This is a genomic window from Streptomyces sp. CNP082, assembly GCF_059570535.1.
The window spans coordinates 42,247-58,443 of the sequence record NZ_JCANSZ010000005.1 but is presented as its reverse complement, the minus strand read 5'-3'; the positions used below and the strand labels follow the sequence as shown (position 1 = coordinate 58,443).

Annotated in this window: 15 protein-coding genes; 9 read left to right on the top strand and 6 right to left on the bottom strand. The window is 73.7% G+C overall.

Going from position 1 to position 16,197, the window contains the following annotated elements; translation table 11 throughout:
* Both B124_RS05995 and B124_RS05990 read left to right on the top strand, forming a co-directional pair.
* Positions 1–1,695 carry a CpsD/CapB family tyrosine-protein kinase gene (locus B124_RS05995; RefSeq protein WP_496501608.1) on the top strand — a complete coding sequence of 565 codons (1,695 nt, stop codon included), beginning with the start codon at positions 1–3 and terminating at the stop codon, positions 1,693–1,695.
* Positions 1,696–3,240 carry an MATE family efflux transporter gene (locus tag B124_RS05990; protein WP_496501607.1) on the top strand — a complete coding sequence of 515 codons (1,545 nt, stop codon included), beginning with the start codon at positions 1,696–1,698 and terminating at the stop codon, positions 3,238–3,240.
* Here the strand turns inward: B124_RS05990 and B124_RS05985 are convergent.
* Positions 3,161–4,783, bottom strand: a complete 1,623-nt coding sequence (locus B124_RS05985) for an alkaline phosphatase D family protein (protein WP_496501606.1) — start codon at positions 4,781–4,783, stop codon at positions 3,161–3,163. The two genes, B124_RS05990 and B124_RS05985, sit on opposite strands and share 80 nt — an antisense overlap.
* Before the next feature lie 131 nt (positions 4,784–4,914).
* Between B124_RS05985 and B124_RS05980 the strand changes: the two genes are divergently transcribed.
* From B124_RS05980 to ligD (B124_RS05970), 3 genes are all read left to right on the top strand, one after another.
* Positions 4,915–5,880, top strand: a complete 966-nt coding sequence (locus B124_RS05980; protein ID WP_496501605.1) for a DUF4429 domain-containing protein — start codon at positions 4,915–4,917, stop codon at positions 5,878–5,880.
* A gap of 100 nt (positions 5,881–5,980) precedes the next feature.
* Positions 5,981–6,337 carry a group I truncated hemoglobin gene (locus B124_RS05975; RefSeq protein WP_496501604.1) on the top strand — a complete coding sequence of 119 codons (357 nt, stop codon included), beginning with the start codon at positions 5,981–5,983 and terminating at the stop codon, positions 6,335–6,337.
* Positions 6,338–6,364: 27 nt separating this feature from the next.
* Positions 6,365–7,369 (top strand): non-homologous end-joining DNA ligase, encoded by a 1,005-nt coding sequence (gene ligD / locus B124_RS05970; RefSeq protein WP_496501603.1) that lies wholly within the window; start codon positions 6,365–6,367, stop codon positions 7,367–7,369.
* A 145-nt stretch (positions 7,370–7,514) separates the two neighbouring features.
* Here ligD (B124_RS05970) and ligD (B124_RS05965) read toward each other — a convergent pair whose 3' ends face one another.
* Positions 7,515–8,438 (bottom strand): non-homologous end-joining DNA ligase, encoded by a 924-nt coding sequence (gene ligD, locus B124_RS05965; protein ID WP_496501602.1) that lies wholly within the window; start codon positions 8,436–8,438, stop codon positions 7,515–7,517.
* A gap of 31 nt (positions 8,439–8,469) precedes the next feature.
* Between ligD (B124_RS05965) and ku the strand changes: the two genes are divergently transcribed.
* Positions 8,470–9,399 (top strand): non-homologous end joining protein Ku, encoded by a 930-nt coding sequence (gene ku / locus B124_RS05960; protein ID WP_496501601.1) that lies wholly within the window; start codon positions 8,470–8,472, stop codon positions 9,397–9,399.
* Positions 9,400–9,475: 76 nt separating this feature from the next.
* Here ku and B124_RS05955 read toward each other — a convergent pair whose 3' ends face one another.
* The 3 genes from B124_RS05955 to B124_RS05945 all read right to left on the bottom strand — a co-directional run bounded on the left by B124_RS05955 (position 9,476) and on the right by B124_RS05945 (position 12,175).
* Positions 9,476–10,207: a DUF2382 domain-containing protein gene (locus B124_RS05955; RefSeq protein ID WP_496501600.1), complete on the bottom strand. Its 732-nt coding sequence runs from the start codon at positions 10,205–10,207 to the stop codon at positions 9,476–9,478.
* Positions 10,208–10,343: 136 nt separating this feature from the next.
* Complete coding sequence (locus B124_RS05950; RefSeq protein WP_496501599.1) at positions 10,344–10,619, bottom strand: hypothetical protein; 276 nt, start codon at positions 10,617–10,619, stop codon at positions 10,344–10,346.
* A 371-nt stretch (positions 10,620–10,990) separates the two neighbouring features.
* Positions 10,991–12,175 carry a hypothetical protein gene (locus tag B124_RS05945; protein ID WP_496501598.1) on the bottom strand — a complete coding sequence of 395 codons (1,185 nt, stop codon included), beginning with the start codon at positions 12,173–12,175 and terminating at the stop codon, positions 10,991–10,993.
* 146 nt (positions 12,176–12,321) lie between these two features.
* On the opposite strand from B124_RS05945, the gene B124_RS05940 reads away from it, so the two are divergent.
* On the top strand, positions 12,322–12,795 hold the full coding sequence (locus tag B124_RS05940; RefSeq protein WP_496501597.1) for a DUF3574 domain-containing protein: 474 nt from the start codon (positions 12,322–12,324) through the stop codon (positions 12,793–12,795).
* Between the two features lie 42 nt (positions 12,796–12,837).
* On the opposite strand, the gene B124_RS05935 is transcribed toward B124_RS05940, so the two are convergent.
* Positions 12,838–13,872, bottom strand: a complete 1,035-nt coding sequence (locus tag B124_RS05935; protein WP_496501596.1) for a LacI family DNA-binding transcriptional regulator — start codon at positions 13,870–13,872, stop codon at positions 12,838–12,840.
* A 144-nt stretch (positions 13,873–14,016) separates the two neighbouring features.
* Here B124_RS05935 and B124_RS05930 point away from each other — a divergent pair, with 144 nt between their 5' ends.
* Both B124_RS05930 and B124_RS05925 read left to right on the top strand, forming a co-directional pair.
* On the top strand, positions 14,017–14,970 hold the full coding sequence (locus B124_RS05930; protein ID WP_496501595.1) for a glycoside hydrolase family 16 protein: 954 nt from the start codon (positions 14,017–14,019) through the stop codon (positions 14,968–14,970).
* On the top strand, positions 14,967–16,124 hold the full coding sequence (locus B124_RS05925) for a beta-1,3-glucanase family protein (RefSeq protein ID WP_496501594.1): 1,158 nt from the start codon (positions 14,967–14,969) through the stop codon (positions 16,122–16,124). Before B124_RS05930 ends, B124_RS05925 begins: the two co-directional genes overlap by 4 nt.
* Positions 16,125–16,197 lie beyond the last annotated feature (73 nt).

Sequence of the window (16,197 nt, the reverse complement as noted above, 5' to 3'; positions counted from 1 at the left end):
ATGTCACAGCACGTTCCTGGCGACAGCCACGCCGTACCGCCGCAGGACGAGCCTGACCTGCTGCGCGACCAGTTCCGGCAACTGCTGCGCTACCGCGGGATGATCGTCCTGGGCGTCGTCCTCGGGCTGCTCGGCGGCGGGTGGATCGCCCTCGCCTCCGGCGACGAGTACATCGCGTCCAGCGAGGTCACGCTCCGCCAGGTCAGCCTGGACCCCTTCGCCTCCGGCAGCGACGCCACGGCCATCAAGGAGAACATCGGCACCGAGCGGCAGACCGCCGCGAGCAACGCGGTCGCCAGGATCGTCGCCGAAGACGTCGGCCACCCCGAGGACGGCGAGAAGCTGCAGCACGGCCTCCAGGTCACCAACCCGCCGAACACGCTGGTGCTCCGCTTCGACTACAGCGCGGACGACCCCGACACCGCCGCCGAGCGCTCCAATGCCTTCGCCGCCGCCTACCTCGCGTACCGCGAGGACAAGAGCAAGCGGACGATCGACAACATGGTCGAGGCGTACGACGACCAGATCAAACCGCTGGTCGCCGAGCGGGACTCGCTCGACGACGAGATCGAGTCGCTCGGCGAGGGCCGCGCGCTGGAGTCGGCGCTGTCCGCCCGCTCCTCGCTCAGCCAGAGCATCGGCGAGATCACCGCCGACCGCGCCAAGCTCCAGGCCCTCGACACCACCCCCGGGCACGTCGTGCGGGACGCCACGCCGCCCGCCGAGCCGGCGGGGCCGGGGTTCCTGATGCTGCTCGGCCTCGGCGGCGCGTTCGGCGTGGGCCTCGGCCTGGTCGTCGCGTGGGTGCGCCTGGTCTTCGACCCCACGGCGCGCTCGGAGAGCGACGTCGTGCGGGCGCTGCACGCCCCGGTGCTGGGCACCCTGCCGCGCACCCGCCGGCCCGGCGGGCTGCTGGCCACCGGCAGGGTCGCAGAGGAGTACCGCTCGATGGCCTTCCGGCTGGCGTACGACCAGCGCTTCGCCGACCGGCGGCGGCTGCTGGTGGTGGCGCCGCGCGGCAGCATAGACATCCCCGCCGCGGTCTCGGTCAACCTGGCCGCGTCGTTCGTGGAGATGGGGCACGAAGTGCTGCTCGTCGAAGCGGACCTGCGCACGCCGAGCCTGTCGGCCCGGCTCAGCGCCGCGGAGGGGGTGCGGCCCGGCTGGGCCCGTACGCCGTCGCGCGGTGACGGCGGCTGGCCGACGGGCCTGCAGGTGCCGATCGACGCGGGCGAGTCCGGCGCGTTCGACCTCATCCCCGGCACCCGGGTGCGCAACGCCGCGCGGGCCCTGACGTCCGCGCCCGCCACGCAGTTGATCGCGGAGGCGGACGCGCCGGGGTCGCTCGTGGTGGTGCTGGCGCCGGCCGTGCTGTCGTACGCGGACGCGCTGGCGCTCGCCGACCGGGTCGACGGCGTGCTCGTCGTCTGCGACCCGCGGCAGGTGCACCGCGAGGACCTGGCGCGGATCCGCGAGCTGATATCGGGTGCGGGCGGCACGGTCCTCGGGGCGGTGCTGCACTCGCACGGCAGCGGCGAGCCCGATGCCGGCGGGCGGTCGGGCAGAGGCGCCGGCCGGGGCGACGGCCGCGCCGCCGAGGCGGGTGCGGGTACGGCGGTGCCGGCGCCGCCGGCCGAGGCCGCGGGGGCGGACTACCCGGCCGGCGGCCGGGCCGTGCGCTCCTCGCGGCGGTAGATGCGCGCCCGCTGGGCGATCGCCTCCTCCGTCGCCGACCAGGGCGTGGCGGCGCTGACGAACATCGCGGTGCTGGTGGTCGCGGCGCGGGAGTCGTCGGCGGAGGGGTTCGCGGTCTTCTCGATCGTCTACATGACGTTCACCGTCGTGCTGGGTGTGCAGAGCAGCTTCGTGGGCCAGGCGCTGGTGCTGGAGCGCGACGGCAAGAACGGCAGAGGAAGTAGGGGGGGTAAGGGGGACAAGGGGGGCACGGGGAGCGCGGCCGGCGCGGGCATGGGGTCCGACGGGGCCGACGCCACCGCGCCCGACGGGCCGTACATCCCGTCCTGGGCGGAGCCCGACCCCGACGCGCCGCCCCCGCCGGCCACCGGCGTCGCGTCCGCCTGCCGGTCGGCGGTGACATTCTCGGCGCTGTCGTCCACCGCGGTCGGCGGGACGGCGGCCCTGCTGCTGGCCCCGGTGCCGGGCGAGCTGGCGCACGGGCTGGCCATGCTCGGCGTGGTGCTGCCCGTCGTGCTCCTGCACGACGTGCTGCGCTACTGCTTCGCCGCGCTCCGGCTGCCGCACCACGCGCTCCTGGCCGACCTGTTGCGGCTCGCGGTCGCCGTGCCGGCGCTCGTGCTGCAGCCGGACGGCTCGTCCCCCGCGCGGCTCATCGCCGTGTGGGGTGCCTCAGCGCTGCCCGCGCTGCTGCTCTGCCTGGCGCTGGCCGCGGCCCGGGTCCGCGGGGCCCGGGGCGACTGGCGGCGCTATCTGCGCCGGGGGCACCTCGGCCGCCGCTTCGTGGTGGAGTTCGCGGTGGGCAACGGCGCGACGCAGTTGTCGGTCATCGGCCTCGGCCTCGTCGCCAGCCAGCTCGCGGTCGGCGCGCTGCGCGGCGCCACCACCGTGTACGGGCCGATGAACGTCCTCTACAACTCCGCGACGTCCTTCGGCCCGCCGGTGATGAACCGCATCCCGAACCTGCGCAGCAAGCTCCGCTCCGCCGCCGCCCTCGCCGCCCTGCTCGCCGGCACCGCCGCCGCCTGGACGACCGTGCTCGTCCTCCTCCCCGACTTCGCCGGCCGCGAACTCCTCGGCGACACCTGGGCGTCGACGTCCGCGCTGCTGCCCGCGACCGGCAGCCAGTACGCGGGCATCGCCCTGGGCACCAGCGCGCTGCTCACGCTGCGCGTGCTGCGCCCGGAGAGCACCCTGGCGATCCAGGTCGTCTTCTCCCTGCTCTCGGTCGGCTGCATGCTCACCGGCTACGCCGCCGGCGGCGTGCTCGGCGCCGCCTGGGGCCTGTGCGCCGGCTCCGCGCTGAAGGCCGCGGCCCTGTGGCTCAGGGTCGCGGCCGTCAGCCGCTCGGTCGCCGCCGACGGCGCCACCGGCTCGGGCGGCGCCAGCGGCTCGGGAGGCCCCGGCGGCTCACCTGCCGCCGGCGCCGCGCCCGCCGCCGGCGCCGCACCCGCCGGCGGGCCCGTCACACCCGGTTCAGTCCCGGCTGCCCGGCCGCGATCGCATAGGAAGCCACGGTCGCGACGGGGGCGCCCTCGGTGGTGATGTAGGGCACCACGCGGAAGTCCGCGCGGCACTGCTCGCGGTCCAGCGCGACGGTCACGTAGCCGCGGCGGCCGTCGTAGAACCGCAGGTGCGGGTTGGCCTGCGTGAGCCGGTCGTAGTTCGCGGGCCGCTCGGCGCCGTTGCCGCCGCTGCTGATGGAGGAGGCGACGATCTCGCTGGCGACGGCGGGCGCGGCGGGGTCGGCGTAGTCGCGCTTGACGTCCATCGCGTAGTGCACGTGGACATCGCCCGTGAGGACGACGAGGTTCTCCACCCCCGCCGCCTCCGCCGCGTCCAGGAACCGGGTCCGGGCGGCGGTGTAGCCGTCCCAGGCGTCCATGCTGACGTTGTATGTCTCGATCGGCTCGCTGCGCCGCTCGGCCATCACGACCTGCTGCGGCACGACGTTCCACCGCGCCCGCGAGTCGCGCCAGCCGTCCGCGAGCCACTGCTCCTGCTGCGCGCCGAGCATCGTGCGCGCCGGGTCGTCCGCGTCCGGCCCCGGCGGCGCCCACACGCCGCCGTACGCCTGGTCGCTGCGGTACTGCCGGCCGTCGAGGACGTCGAACTGCGCCAGCGTGCCGTAGTGCAGCCGCCGGTAGAGCATCAGGTCGGCGCCGCTCGGGCGTTGGGGCTTGCGGAGCGGCTGGTTCTCCCAGTACGCCCGGTAGGCGGCGGCCCGCCGCACGAGGAACTCCTCGGGCGGCAGGTTGTCCTGGGAGACGGCGCCCGCGTAGTTGTTCTCGACCTCGTGGTCGTCCCAGGTGAGGATCCAGGGGTGGGCGGCCTGGGCGGCGCGCAGGTCGGCGTCGCTGCGGTAGAGGGCGTAGCGCAGCCGGTAGTCCTCCAGCGTGACGGTCTCGTGGTTGAAGACGTCGGGGAGCGTGCCGGCGGGGTACGCGCGGCTGCCGCCGGTGGAGGAGACGGCGCCCTCGTAGATCCAGTCGCCGAGGTGGAAGACGGCGTCGAGGTCCTCGTCGGCGAGGTGCTTGAAGGCGGTGTAGTAGCCGCCCGGGTAGTTCTGGCAGGCGATCACGCCGAAGCGCATTGCGGAGTTGTGCGCGTTGTGCGGCGGCGCGGTTCTCGTACGGCCGACGGTGCTCGTCCAGCGGCCGAGCCGGAAGCGGTAGTAGTACGGACGGCCGGGCGCGAGCCCGTCGGCCTCGACGTGCACGGTGTGGTGGAACTCGGGGTGGGCGAGCTCCTGCCCGCTCCGGGCGACCCGGCGGAAGCCCTCGTCGTGGGCGACCTCCCAGTCGACCAGGTACGGGGCCTGCGGCATGCCGCCGTCGGGCTCGAACGCCGCGGGCGCGAGCCGGGTCCACAGCACCACTCCGTCGGGGGCCGGGTCGCCGGAGGCGACGCCGAGCGTGAAGGGCTCCTGATGGATCGTCCCCGGGTCCGCCGGCTCGTCCGCGTGCGCCCGGGGCAGGTTCACGGAGAAGGCCAGTGCGGCGGCGGCACCGGTGGCGGTCAGGAAGCGGCGGCGGCTCACGTGCGCGGCGGCTGCGCGCAGGGCGTCCTGCGGGTTGGGAGGCGTCATGCGCGGTATTGGAGTTGCTGGGGGCAACTGCTGTCCATACCGTGTGCGGCGGTCAGGTGACAGAGCGTCGACGTCTAGGGTGGATTCCACGCGAACTGACGTTCACGTGACCGCCCCATAGACTGCGCCGCATGGCCGAAGTGCTCGCGAAAGACGGAAGCTGGGACTTCGACGGCGAGATCATCCGGATCGTCCCCGGCCGCGACCGGGGGGTGCACAGGCTGCGGCAGTTGCTCGGCGAGGTCGCCGTGCCGCTGCCGGCGGTGGCGGGGATCGCATACGAACCGGGGCGCAAGGGCGGGCTGTTGCGGCTGCGGCTGCGCGACGGTGCGTGCCCGCTGCTCCGGGCCGCGGGCGGCCGGCTGCCGGAGGCGGCGAACCCGTACCTGCTGCGGCCGGAGCGCGACCGCGGCGGGGTGGCGGAGTACTTCGCCGAGGAGGTGCGCAGGGCGCTGCTGCTGGAGGAGGTGCCGGACGGCCCGGTCGACCGCTATCTGCTGCCGGGCCCGGCGGTGCCGCTGACCGCTCCCGGGCTGGACGGCACGGCGACGTTCGACGGCGAGCAGCTCCGGCTGGAGTGGAACTGGCTGGTCGAGGACGCGAAGAAGCGGGTGGGGAACCGGATGTTCCCGCTCGCCGGGCTGGCGGGCGTGGAGTGGGCGGGCGGCACGGGCCTGGAGGCGGGCGGCCTGCGGTTCCGTCCGCACGGGACGGACGTCTTCCTCGCCCCGGACAAGGACCCGCACACGCTGGCGCTGTGGGGGACGAAGAAGGAGAAGGGGGCGGCGGTGCTGCTGGCGGCGGCCGTGACCGTACGGCTGCCGCACCCGCACGCGCGGGCGGCGCTGCCGGCAGCCGGGGCGGAGCCCGCGGACGCGGTGCCGGTGGAGTTCCGCAAGGAGGGGGACGCGGCGGGCTCGGCAGCGGCGGGCTCGGCAACAGCAGCCCCGGAGGCGGCGGTTCCGGGCGACGACCACGACGCGGTGCTGCGCCGGCTGCGCGAGCTGGGCGAGTTGCACGCCGCCGGGGTGCTGACCGACGAAGAGTTCACGGTCGCAAAGCGGGCAATCCTGCAGCGCATGGGCGGTAACGGCTGACAACCCGGGGCTCCTGGCCCGCAGTTGGCGAAAACTTGGGCCGGAATTAGCCGTTCAATACTCTTCACTCCAGCCCCACTGGCCCCAATAATCGGGCCCCATGACTATCTACGACTCGATCGGCGGGGCCCCGGCGGTCTCGACCGCCGTGGACAACTTCTACGACCGAGTGCTCGACGACCCGGAGCTGAAGCTGTTCTTCGACGGCATCGACGTCCAGCGTCTCAAGCGCCACCAGCGCGCTTTCATCACCGCCGCCCTCGGCGGCCCCGGCGGCTACAACGGCCGCGGCATGCGGAAGGCACACGAGGGACTCGGCATCACGGCGGCCCACTTCGAGCGGGTCATCGACCACCTGGCGGCCACCCTCGTCGGCCTCGGCGTACCGGACGACACCGTGAGGACCATCGGCGGCGCCCTGGAGCCGCTGCGCGCGGACATCGTCCAGGAGGCGTAGCGCAGGTCCGGAACTTACCCTGCCCGCATGACCGACCTCGGCGGGCTGCCGCACGTCGCGCCCATGCTGGCGGTCTCCGGCAGCCTGCCGACGGCCGCCGCGGACCCCTCCTGGGCGTACGAGCTGAAGTGGGACGGCATCCGCGCCGTCGCCTACGCCCCGGGCGACGGCTCGCTGACGCTGCTGACGCGCAACGACAACGACGTCACCGCCCGCTACCCCGAGCTGGCCCCGCTCGGCGAGGCCCTCGCCGCCGCCGGGCACGCCTGCGTGCTCGACGGCGAGATCGTCGCGCTGGGCGCCGACGGCCGCCCCTCCTTCGGCGCGCTGCAGCGCCGCATGAACCTGACCCGCGGCGCCGTCATCGCCCGCCTCGCCGCCGAGGTGCCGGTCGACTACATGGCGTTCGACGTGCTGCACCTCGACGGCGAGCCCACCCTGCGCCGCCCGTACCGCGAACGCCGTGCGCTGCTCGCCGGGCTGGACGTCAACGGACCGCGCTGGCGCACTCCCCCGCACTGGGAGGGCCACGGCGCCGAGGCGTGGGAGATGACCAGGCAGTACGGGCTGGAGGGGCTGCTCGCGAAGCGGCTGGCGTCGCCGTATCTGCCGGGCCGGCGCAGCGATCTCTGGCTGAAGATCAAGAACGTCCGTACCCAGGAGGTCGTCGTCGGGGGCTGGACCGAGGGCGCGGGCAGCAGGTCGGACGTGATCGGCGGGCTGCTGATGGGCGTGTGGACGAAGGACGGCGACCTGGCCTACGCCGGCACGGTGGGCAGCGGCTTCTCCCGGCACGCGCTGGAGGTGCTGCACGAGCGCCTGGCGGGCCTGGCGCGGGACACGAGCCCCTTCGCGGGCCCGGTCGCGGACCGGCACGTGCGGGCGGGGGGCGCGGTGCACTGGGTGGAGCCGGAGCTGGTGGGCGAGGTGGCGTACGGGGAGTGGACGGCGTCGGGCGTGCTGCGGCACCCGGTGTGGCGGGGGCTGCGCCCGGACAAGGGCCCGGAGGAGGCACGGGCGCCGGGGGCGTAGCGCGGCTCGTACGCGAAGGCCGTAAACCGAGGCCGTACGCGAAAGCCGGCGTGCCCGGCGCCCCGAGCACGCCGGGCACGCGGCCGGGGCGCGTGCCGCGCCGCTCGCGCGGGTCGGTCCTGTCCTCCACTGTCCCACGAATGGACTAATCAGGCATGTCCGGCAGGTTGTAGTGTGCGGTCAGGAGCGGCTCCAGCAGGTCACCGTGCGCGTCGATGCGCTCCCGTACGTCGCCGGGAAGGAAGGCCAGCTCCTCGGGGTCGGCGCACGACTCCACCTCGTCCCAGGCCAGCGGGGTGGAGACGGTCGGCTGGGACTTCGCACGCAGTACGTACGGCGCGACGGTGGTCTTCGCCCGCGAGTTCTGGCTCCAGTCGACGAAGACCTTCCGCGGGCGCAGCTTCCGGGCCATCCGGTGCAGGATCAGGTCCGGGTGCTCCTGCTCCAGCCGCCGGGCCAGGGCCTTGGCGTACGCGCTGGTGGCCTCGGCGGAGGCGGGCGCCAGGGGCACGTACAGGTGCAGGCCCTTGGAGCCGGAGGTCTTCGGCCAGGCGTCGAGCCCGTCCGCGCGCAGCGCCTCGCGCACCAGCAGCGCGGCGCGGCAGCACTCGACGACGGTGGCGGGCGGGCCGGGGTCGAGGTCGAAGACGATCCGGTCGGCGGGACGCTCGCCGGCCCTGACCCGCCGCCCCTGCTTCCCGCCGGGGTCCAGCGCCTTCCACTGCGGTACGTGCAGCTCCAGCGCGGCGAGGTTCGCCGCCCAGAGCAGCGTCGGCAGATCCTGCACGAGCACGTGGTGCACGGTGCTCCGGCTCAGCTCGACGTCCACGGTGCTCACCCATTCAGGCGTGCCCGCGGGGGCGTTCTTGGCGAAGAACCGCTCCCCGTCCACGCCGTCCGGGAAGCGCAGGAAGGAGGCGGGCCGGTCGCGTACGTGCGGCAGGAGGACGTCGGCGACTTGGGCGTAGTAGTGCAGCGCCTCTCCCTTGGTGAACCCGTGCCCGGGCCACAGCACCTTGTCGAGGTTGCTGAGCTTCAGGCGGCGTCCTTCGACCTCGGTGACCGGCATATGCTGAACCTCCGGGAGAGAGGACATATGGATGAAATCTATATGGAAGGGTGCGATCTCCTTCGGGTTGGTCAGCATCCCGGTCCAGCTCTACTCCGCCACCGAGGAGCGCGGCGTGTCCTTCCGCCAGGTGCACGCCGAGGACGGCGGCCGGATCCGCTACCGGCGGGTCTGCGAGCTGGAGGACCGCGAGGTGCAGTACGCGGAGATCACCAGGGCGTACGAGACGGAGGACGGCCACCTCGTCGTGCTCACCCCGGAAGACCTCGCCCAGTTGCCCCTGCCCAGCAAGAAGATCATCGACGTGGTGGGCTTCGAGGAGGCCGGCTACTTCGATCCCATCCAGTTCTCCCGCGCGTACTACGTCAAACCGGTCGACGCCGCGGCGGCCAAGCCGTACGTCCTGCTCCGCGAGGCGCTGAAGCGCTCGGGGCGGGTGGCGGTGGTCAAGGTGGCGCTCCGCAACCGCGAGGCGCCCGCGCTGGTGCGGGTGCTGGCGGATGAGGACGTACTGGTCCTGCACACGATGCTCTGGCCCGACGAGGTGCGCTCGGCGCAGGCGGTGGCACCGGACGAGAAGGTGACGGTGCGCCGGCAGGAACTGGACATGGTCGACTCGCTGATGGACGCGCTGGGCGGATACGACCCGGAGGAGTTCACGGACGAGTACCGCGAGGCGGTCGAAGCGCTCGTCGCGAGCAAGGAGGGCATCGCGCCGCTGCCGAAGGAGGCGGCGGCCGGTGCGGAGCGGGGGCAGGTGATCGACCTGATGTCGGCGCTGGAGGCGAGCGTCCAGGCGGCGAAGGACAAGCGCGGCGAGACGAGGCCGCGGAAGAAGGCGGCGGCGAAGAAAACGGCGGCGGCGAAGAAGAAAACGACCAAGCAGACGACGAAGAAAACGGCGGCAAAGAAAACGGCGGCAAAGAAAACGACGAAGAAGAAGCCGGGCAAGGCGGCCTGAGAGGCCGTACGCGGACAGGCGGGGGCCCGCACCGTGGCGGACCCCCGCATGGGAGGCAGGGTGGGAACACGGTCGGTCAGAACCAGCGACCACGCCCCTTGCCCTCCCCGATGTCCTCGGCGGCGCCGGGGGTGTCGGCGCTCTCGGGTGCGGCGGCGTGGCCGGGAGCGGCGCCGGTCTCCTCGCGCTGCTCGCTGCGGACGCCCCCGCGCAGGTCGTAGCCTTCCTGCACCTCACGGACGCTCATCGACGAGCTCGACGCAGCCGGCACGTTCTCCACGATCTCCTCGGTCTTGAGGACGGTCTCGAACGTCTGGGTGTCCTCGATGCGCCGGGTGCCGATGTCGGCGACGGCGTAGGGCTCGGACACCTTGTGGACGACGACCTCGGAGTTCTCGCCGTAGAGCGGCACCTTCACGCTGCGCTCCACGAACTCGTGGTGATCGCCGGCGACCAGATTGCCGCCCTTGCCGTCGATGTCGCTGCGCCGCACGACACACTCGTCGTGACCGCGGGTGACCTCGAACCGCTGCGGGGTCTCCCGCACCCGGATCGTGACCTCGGCCTCGCCCAGCGGCTGCCGCTGGTCGACGGGGTCGACCTGCAGCCGCTCGCGATACGCGACGACGCGCTGGTCCTCCGCCGCGCCGCCCCGCTGCGCGCTCTCGGCCTGCTGACCGCGCCGGCCCATCTGTTCGCCCTGGCCGGCGCCGCCCGCCGCAGCGGCGGCGCCGGTCTCGCGCCCTACCCCCGCGGCTCTCGCGGCCTTGCCACTGCCGCCACTGGCTGTGTTCCTGTGGGTCTGCACTGTTCCTCCCGCTGGATGGTGCGTGCAGGGATAGAAGCGGTCCGCCGACTCATTCGACGAAACCGGCATATCACCATGTAACGCCTCCGCCGTTCAGGTGTCGACCGGAGGGAGTAATCAGCGGGCCGCACGCCGCTCAGCGGGGCGCCCGACCGCCCTGGTCATCGCCCTGGTCACCCTGGGACGACCGGCTCGCCCGCTTGCGCAACCGGGCCCGCCCGACCTCGCGAAGCTGCGGATCGGCGTCGATGGCCTGATCGCGCTCGTCGTCGTACGCATCCCGCGAAGACGCGGGCGGCGAGCCCTCACGCTCCTCACGCCCACGCTCGGCGTCGGCACGACGCCCGTGACCGCCGCGCCCCGTGCCGCCATCGCGGCCGGAGCCGCCGGTCGGACGCTTGTCGGTGTGCACGGATGCCTCCGGACGTAGGGGGCCGGCAGTTCCATGAAAACTCGCACCGATGGGCGTGTCGACCGGAAGGCCGATCGCCAGCGGGCGGGGGCGGGCGCGCGCGACGAGGCAAAACTCAGCCCGCGTGGGTGAATTGCCCCAATCTGGGAAGCCGGTAGCGGCGACTTCGTACCGGTCGCACGCATTCCGGGCGGCGCGGGTGGGTGCGCCTGGAGCGGCGAAGTCGGCGCCGGAGGGCTGCCCCCGGCACCCACCCGCGGTGCGTCCCCGGGCCCTCTCGGGCGGCCCGGGGTGCGCCCCGGGTCCCCCTCAGGCGCCGGTGCCGGCGAGCCCGCCGTGGGCGGGAGGCGGGGGCGGTGGGTGGTCGGTGGTCACCCTCGGAGGCGGCGTACCGCGCGGCGGGCTACCTCCCGTACCAGGTCCTTCGCCGGGACGTTCCGCACCGGCCTGTCCCCCAGCGCCGCCCGCGCCTCCGGCACCGAGGGGGACGGCGCCTTCGGCGGTGCCGTCTGCTCCGCCAGCGCGGCCGACGCCAGTATCCCCCCCAGGACCGCCTCCGTCGCCGCCTCCGTCGGGATCTCCCGCGGCGGCTCCGGCTCCGCCGGGCTGCTCGGCCGCCGCGCCAGCGTGTCCAGGTCGCCCACGACCCGTACGCCCGACGCCGCGATGCCCGCGACGACCCGTTCGGCGACCTCCGCCACCGCCTCCTCCGCCCACGGCGGGGTCGTGATGCGCGGCTCGCCGGGCGCCGGTGCGTACGACTGCAGGCGCGGCACCACGCCCTCGCGGATCACCTTGCCCTGCCGCCACGTGCTCCAGTTGCGGTCCCTGAGCTTGCGGTTGAGCTGGAGCAGCAGCTCCGCCTCGCTCTGCGTCAGCGACGAGTTGCCCCCGCGCTCCTGCGGTTCGAGCACCCTCTCCGGCAGGTCGAGCAACTGCTCGAAGACGCGGAACTGCCACAGCGGCCTCGCCTCGTCCACCACCACCGCCGTCACGTTCTCCTCGCCCGCAGCCGCCGCCCACCGCCTGATCAGCTCGTCGTGCCGCTGCAGATGCCAGAAGTCGGGGGTCGGCTCGTCGTACGGGGGCTTGCGCAGCATGCCGTCGAGCCAGGTCTCGTACGACTCGCAGAGGCCGTGCTTGACGTACTGCTGCCAGTGCGACGGCATGATCTTCCGCAGCGGGCGCAGCGTCACGACCACGTGTACGGGGGAGCCGCCCGCCAGTTCCCGCACCGCCGTCCGCGCCGCGTCCGCGCCGGCGGTCGCGAAGAACTCGCTGCTCGCGAAGAACCGCATGTCACCCGCCTCGGCCGCCGCGGCGCAGAACGCCTCCCACGGCTCGCGCTCCGCCGGCGTCGGGTTCTTCCTGGCGATCGCGACCGCCGGGTCCTTCGCCTGGCGGCCCGGCCCGGCGTAGACGACGCCGTGCTCCCGCAGAGCGGCGCGTGCCCGGTGGCAGGCGGCCTGGAGGGCGGTGGTGCCCGTCTTGTGGGGGCCGATGTGGAGCAGCCGCGTGCCCGGTGGCGTGGCCGCGGTGCGTCGCTCTTCCCGCATGGAAGGGCCTTTCGTGATCCGGAGGAGGATCCTCGATTCTGCAACCGCGCAGCCACCGGCCGGTGAGGTGCAGCCGAACAACGGGCAAACAAACCGCCCCCGGTCTGCCCGCGCAACTTTCGGTCCCGGGGATCGTTGCCCCGGTCGTGAACCTTACGAAGCCACGCCTTCGCCTCGCCGCCCTCGCCCTCGCCGCGGCGCTCGCCGGTGCCGCCGCGGCCACCGCCACCGCCGCCCTCGCCGACGGCGACCCCAGCCCGCCGGCTCCGCTGTCGCAGGCCGCGGACCTCGACCCGTACGTGCAGACGCACCTGCTGTTCGGCACGGTACGCCCCGAGGGCGGCCGGGACGTCACGGACCGGCAGTTCCGCGGGTTCGTGGACGAGGTGGTCACGCCGCGCTTCCCGTCGGGGCTGACGGTGGACGAGGTGAAGGGCCAGTACCGCGACCGGCACGGCACCGTCGAACGGGAGCGCTCGTACGAGGTGTACCTGCTCTACCCGCTGGCCGAGGCGAAGGAGCAGGACGTCCGGATCGAGGAGATCCGCGAGGCGTACACCGCCCAGTTCGGGCAGGAGTCGGTGGCCCGGGTCGACGAGCCCGCCCGCGCCGGCTTCTGAGGCGGGGCCTCCTCTGCAGCGGGCCTCCTCTGCAGCGGGGCCTCAGCCCGACTCCCTGACGACCAGCCGCGGCGTCGTCACCACCGGGTCCCGGTGCTCCGGTCCGCCGCCCAGGCTGCGCAGCAGCAGCCGGGCCATCACCGCGCCCATCCCCTCGACGTCCTGGTGCACCGTCGTCAGCGGCGGCTCCGTCCAGGTCGCCGGCTCCAGGTCGTCGTAGCCGACGACCGCGACGTCGGCGGGGACGCGGCGGCCGTGGGCGCGCAGGGTGCGCAGCGCGCCGGTGGCCATGAGGTCGGAGGCGGCGAAGACGGCATCGAGACCTGGGGCCCTGGCCAGCAGCTCGGCCATCGCGCGTTCGCCGCCCGCCGGGGTGAAGTCGCCCTCGGCGACGAGCTCCGGGTGGCCCGGGACACCGTACGAATCCTCCGCCAGCGCCGCCCGGTACCCCGCCAGCCGGTCCACCGCCGACGTCTGGTCCAGCGGCCCCGCGATGTGCCCGATGCGCCGCCTCCCCCGCGCCAGCAGGTGCCGTACCGCCAGTTCCGCCCCCGCCCGGTTGTCGGTGTCCACGTACAGCAGGCCCGGCTCCCCCGCCGCCCCCGGCCAGCCCGGCCGGCCGCCGTAGACCACCGGCAGCCCCGCCGCCTCGGCCAGGCCCGGCAGCGGGTCGTCGCGGTGCAGCGAGAACATCAGCGCGCCGTCCACGTGCCCGCCGGCCAGGAACCGGCCGATGCGCGGGTAGTCCTCCCGGTCCGCGACGTACAGCAGCACCAACTGCGTGTCCGCCGCGGCCAGCGCCCCGCTGATCCCCCGCAGTTGCCGGGCGAAGAACGGGTCGGAGAAGACCCGGCTCTCGGGCTCCGCGATGACGACGGCGACCGCGCCCGTGCGCCGGGTGACGAGGGTGCGCGCGGCCTGGTTCGGTACGTAGCCGAGTTCGGCCACGGCGCGGTGCACCCGCTCGCGCAGCGGCGCGCGCACCCCCGCGCCGCCGTTGACCACGCGCGAGACCGTGGCCCGCGACACTCCGGCGCGGGCGGCGACGGCCTCCAGCGTGGGGCGGTTCCCGGACACCTCAACTCCTCTTCACTCGGTGGGCCTTGACAGTAGCCCGCCCACTCGGCAGTGTGCCTCAACACAACCTGAGAGCGCTCTCAAACATGCGCGTCCCCAGGGGAGAACCTCCTCATCCCCCACACCCCCGAGGAGCTGCCAGAGATGCACGCAATACGACGACGGTGGCGCAGGACCCTGCTCTGCGCGGTCGCCACGCTGGCCGCGGCCAGCGCCCTGACCCTGCCCTCCGCGATGGCCGGCGAGGACGACGCCGCGGGGCCGGCGCCCCTCGCCGAGGTCTTCCGCGACGACTTCGACGGCGCCGCCGGCTCCGGTCCTGACGCCGCGAACTGGATCGTCGACACCGGGACCTCCTACCCCGGCGGCCCGGCCAACTGGGGCACCGGTGAGATCCAGACGTACACCGACAGCCCCGACAACCTCCAGAAGGACGGCAACGGCAACCTCACCATCACCCCCCGCCGCGACGCCTCCGGCGGCTGGACGTCCGCCCGGATCGAGACCCAGCGCACCGACTTCGCCGCCCCCGCCGGCGGCGTGATGCGGGTCGAGGCCCGTATCCAGATGCCGAACGTCACCGGCGACGAAGCCCTCGGCTACTGGCCCGCGTTCTGGACCCTCGGCGACGCCTACCGCGGCAACTACTGGAACTGGCCGGGCATCGGCGAGTTCGACATCATGGAGAACGTCAACGGCGTCAACAGCGTCTGGGGCGTCCTGCACTGCGGCACCGCGCCCGGCGGCCCGTGCAACGAGAACAACGGCATCGGCGCCTCCCGCGCCTGCCCGGACAGCAGTTGCCAGTCCGGCTTCCACGAGTACGCCCTGGAGCTGGACCGCAGCGGCCCCGTCGAGGAGCTGCGCTGGTACGTGGACGGCCAGCAGTACCACTCCGTCAACGCCGACCAGGTCGGCGCCGAGACCTGGGCGAACCTCGCCCACCACGGCCACTTCCTCCTCCTCAACGTCGCCATGGGCGGCGCCTTCCCCGACGGTGTCGCCGGCCACGCCACCCCCACCGACGCCACCCGGCCCGGCGTGCCGATGCTCGTCGACTACGTGTCCGTCGAGACCACCGGAGGTACGGCCAAGTGATCTCGCGACGCAGGCTGCTGGGTGGTCTGGCCGTCGCGTCCGCCGCCGCGGGGACACCCCTGGTGTTCTCCGCGGCGCGGGCGGGCGGCGCCGCCGCGGCCCTCGACGTGACCGTCGTCAACAAGACCGGCGCGTACGAGAACTCCTCGATCAGCATCTACGTCGTCGGCAACGAGGGCGGCCGGCAGGTCCGCCTCACGCCGGACGGGACGCTCGCGCCCATCTCGCTGGACGACAACGGCTCCGACGGCTACACCGACTACGCCCTCCCCTTCGCCGGCAGTGGCGACACGGCCCTGACGCTGCCGAACATGTCCGGCCGGCTGTACGTCGCCCTCGGCGGCAAGCTCAAGATGAAGGCGGTCACCGACGGCGCCGGCAACGCCGCGCTCGCGTACCCCGCCGGCTGGGTATCGACCGACCCCAACTACCCCGTGGTGCACGACTGCATGGAGTTCACGCTCAACGACTCCGGCATGTTCTGCAACACCACCATGGTCGACATGTTCAGCGTCCCGATGTCCATCCGTCTGACGGGCGCCGCCGACCAGACGACCGGGACGCTCAAGGACGGGGCGCGCCAGCAGGTGTTCGACACCCTGGCCGGCACCGCGGGCTTCGACCGGCTGGTGCACCCGGACGGGCTGCGTGTCGTCGCGCCCGGACACGGCCTGGACGCCGGGCTGTTCGACGGCGGGTATCTCGACGGGTACGTGGACGAGGTCTGGTCGGCGTACGGGGGCAAGGACCTGAAGGTCACCACGAACGCCGGGACCTTCACCGGCCGCGTCGCCGGCGACCGGCTGTCCTTCACCGGCCCCGCCGACGTGGCCTTCGACCGGCCGCCCACCCGTGACGTGCTGTTCTGCGACGGCACGCTCGCCGCGCCGAACGACGGCACCACGGGACCGGTCGCCGCCATCCTGGGGGCCGCGCTCAACCGCACCACCCTGCGCGACCACGCCGACCAGCCGGTCACCGACGCCTCCGCCTTCTATGACACCGACATTTCACACCACTACGCACGGGTGATGCACGAGGTGTCGGAGGACGGGCGGGCGTACGGGTTCGCCTTCGACGACGTCTCCGGCTTCGCGTCGTACATCGAGGACCGGGCGCCGCAGCAGCTCACGCTGACGCTGACGCCCTTCTGACACCCACGGGAGCCGGCGGGGGAGGCAGCGGGAGCCCGCCGGCTTCCGCGAGGCCGCGGGAGCCGCGGCGGCC

Excerpts from the sequence above, each read along its gene's own strand:
- B124_RS05995 (WP_496501608.1), top strand. The coding sequence starts at position 1 with ATGTCACAGCACGTTCCTGGCGACAGCCACGCCGTACCGCCGCAGGAC.
- B124_RS05990 (WP_496501607.1), top strand. The coding sequence starts at position 1,696 with ATGCGCGCCCGCTGGGCGATCGCCTCCTCCGTCGCCGACCAGGGCGTG.
- B124_RS05985 (WP_496501606.1), bottom strand. The coding sequence starts at position 4,783 with ATGACGCCTCCCAACCCGCAGGACGCCCTGCGCGCAGCCGCCGCGCAC.
- B124_RS05980 (WP_496501605.1), top strand. The coding sequence starts at position 4,915 with ATGGCCGAAGTGCTCGCGAAAGACGGAAGCTGGGACTTCGACGGCGAG.
- B124_RS05975 (WP_496501604.1), top strand. The coding sequence starts at position 5,981 with ATGACTATCTACGACTCGATCGGCGGGGCCCCGGCGGTCTCGACCGCC.
- ligD (WP_496501603.1), top strand. The coding sequence starts at position 6,365 with ATGACCGACCTCGGCGGGCTGCCGCACGTCGCGCCCATGCTGGCGGTC.
- ligD (WP_496501602.1), bottom strand. The coding sequence starts at position 8,438 with ATGCCGGTCACCGAGGTCGAAGGACGCCGCCTGAAGCTCAGCAACCTC.
- ku (WP_496501601.1), top strand. The coding sequence starts at position 8,470 with ATGAAATCTATATGGAAGGGTGCGATCTCCTTCGGGTTGGTCAGCATC.
- B124_RS05945 (WP_496501598.1), bottom strand. The coding sequence starts at position 12,175 with ATGCGGGAAGAGCGACGCACCGCGGCCACGCCACCGGGCACGCGGCTG.
- B124_RS05930 (WP_496501595.1), top strand. The coding sequence starts at position 14,017 with ATGCACGCAATACGACGACGGTGGCGCAGGACCCTGCTCTGCGCGGTC.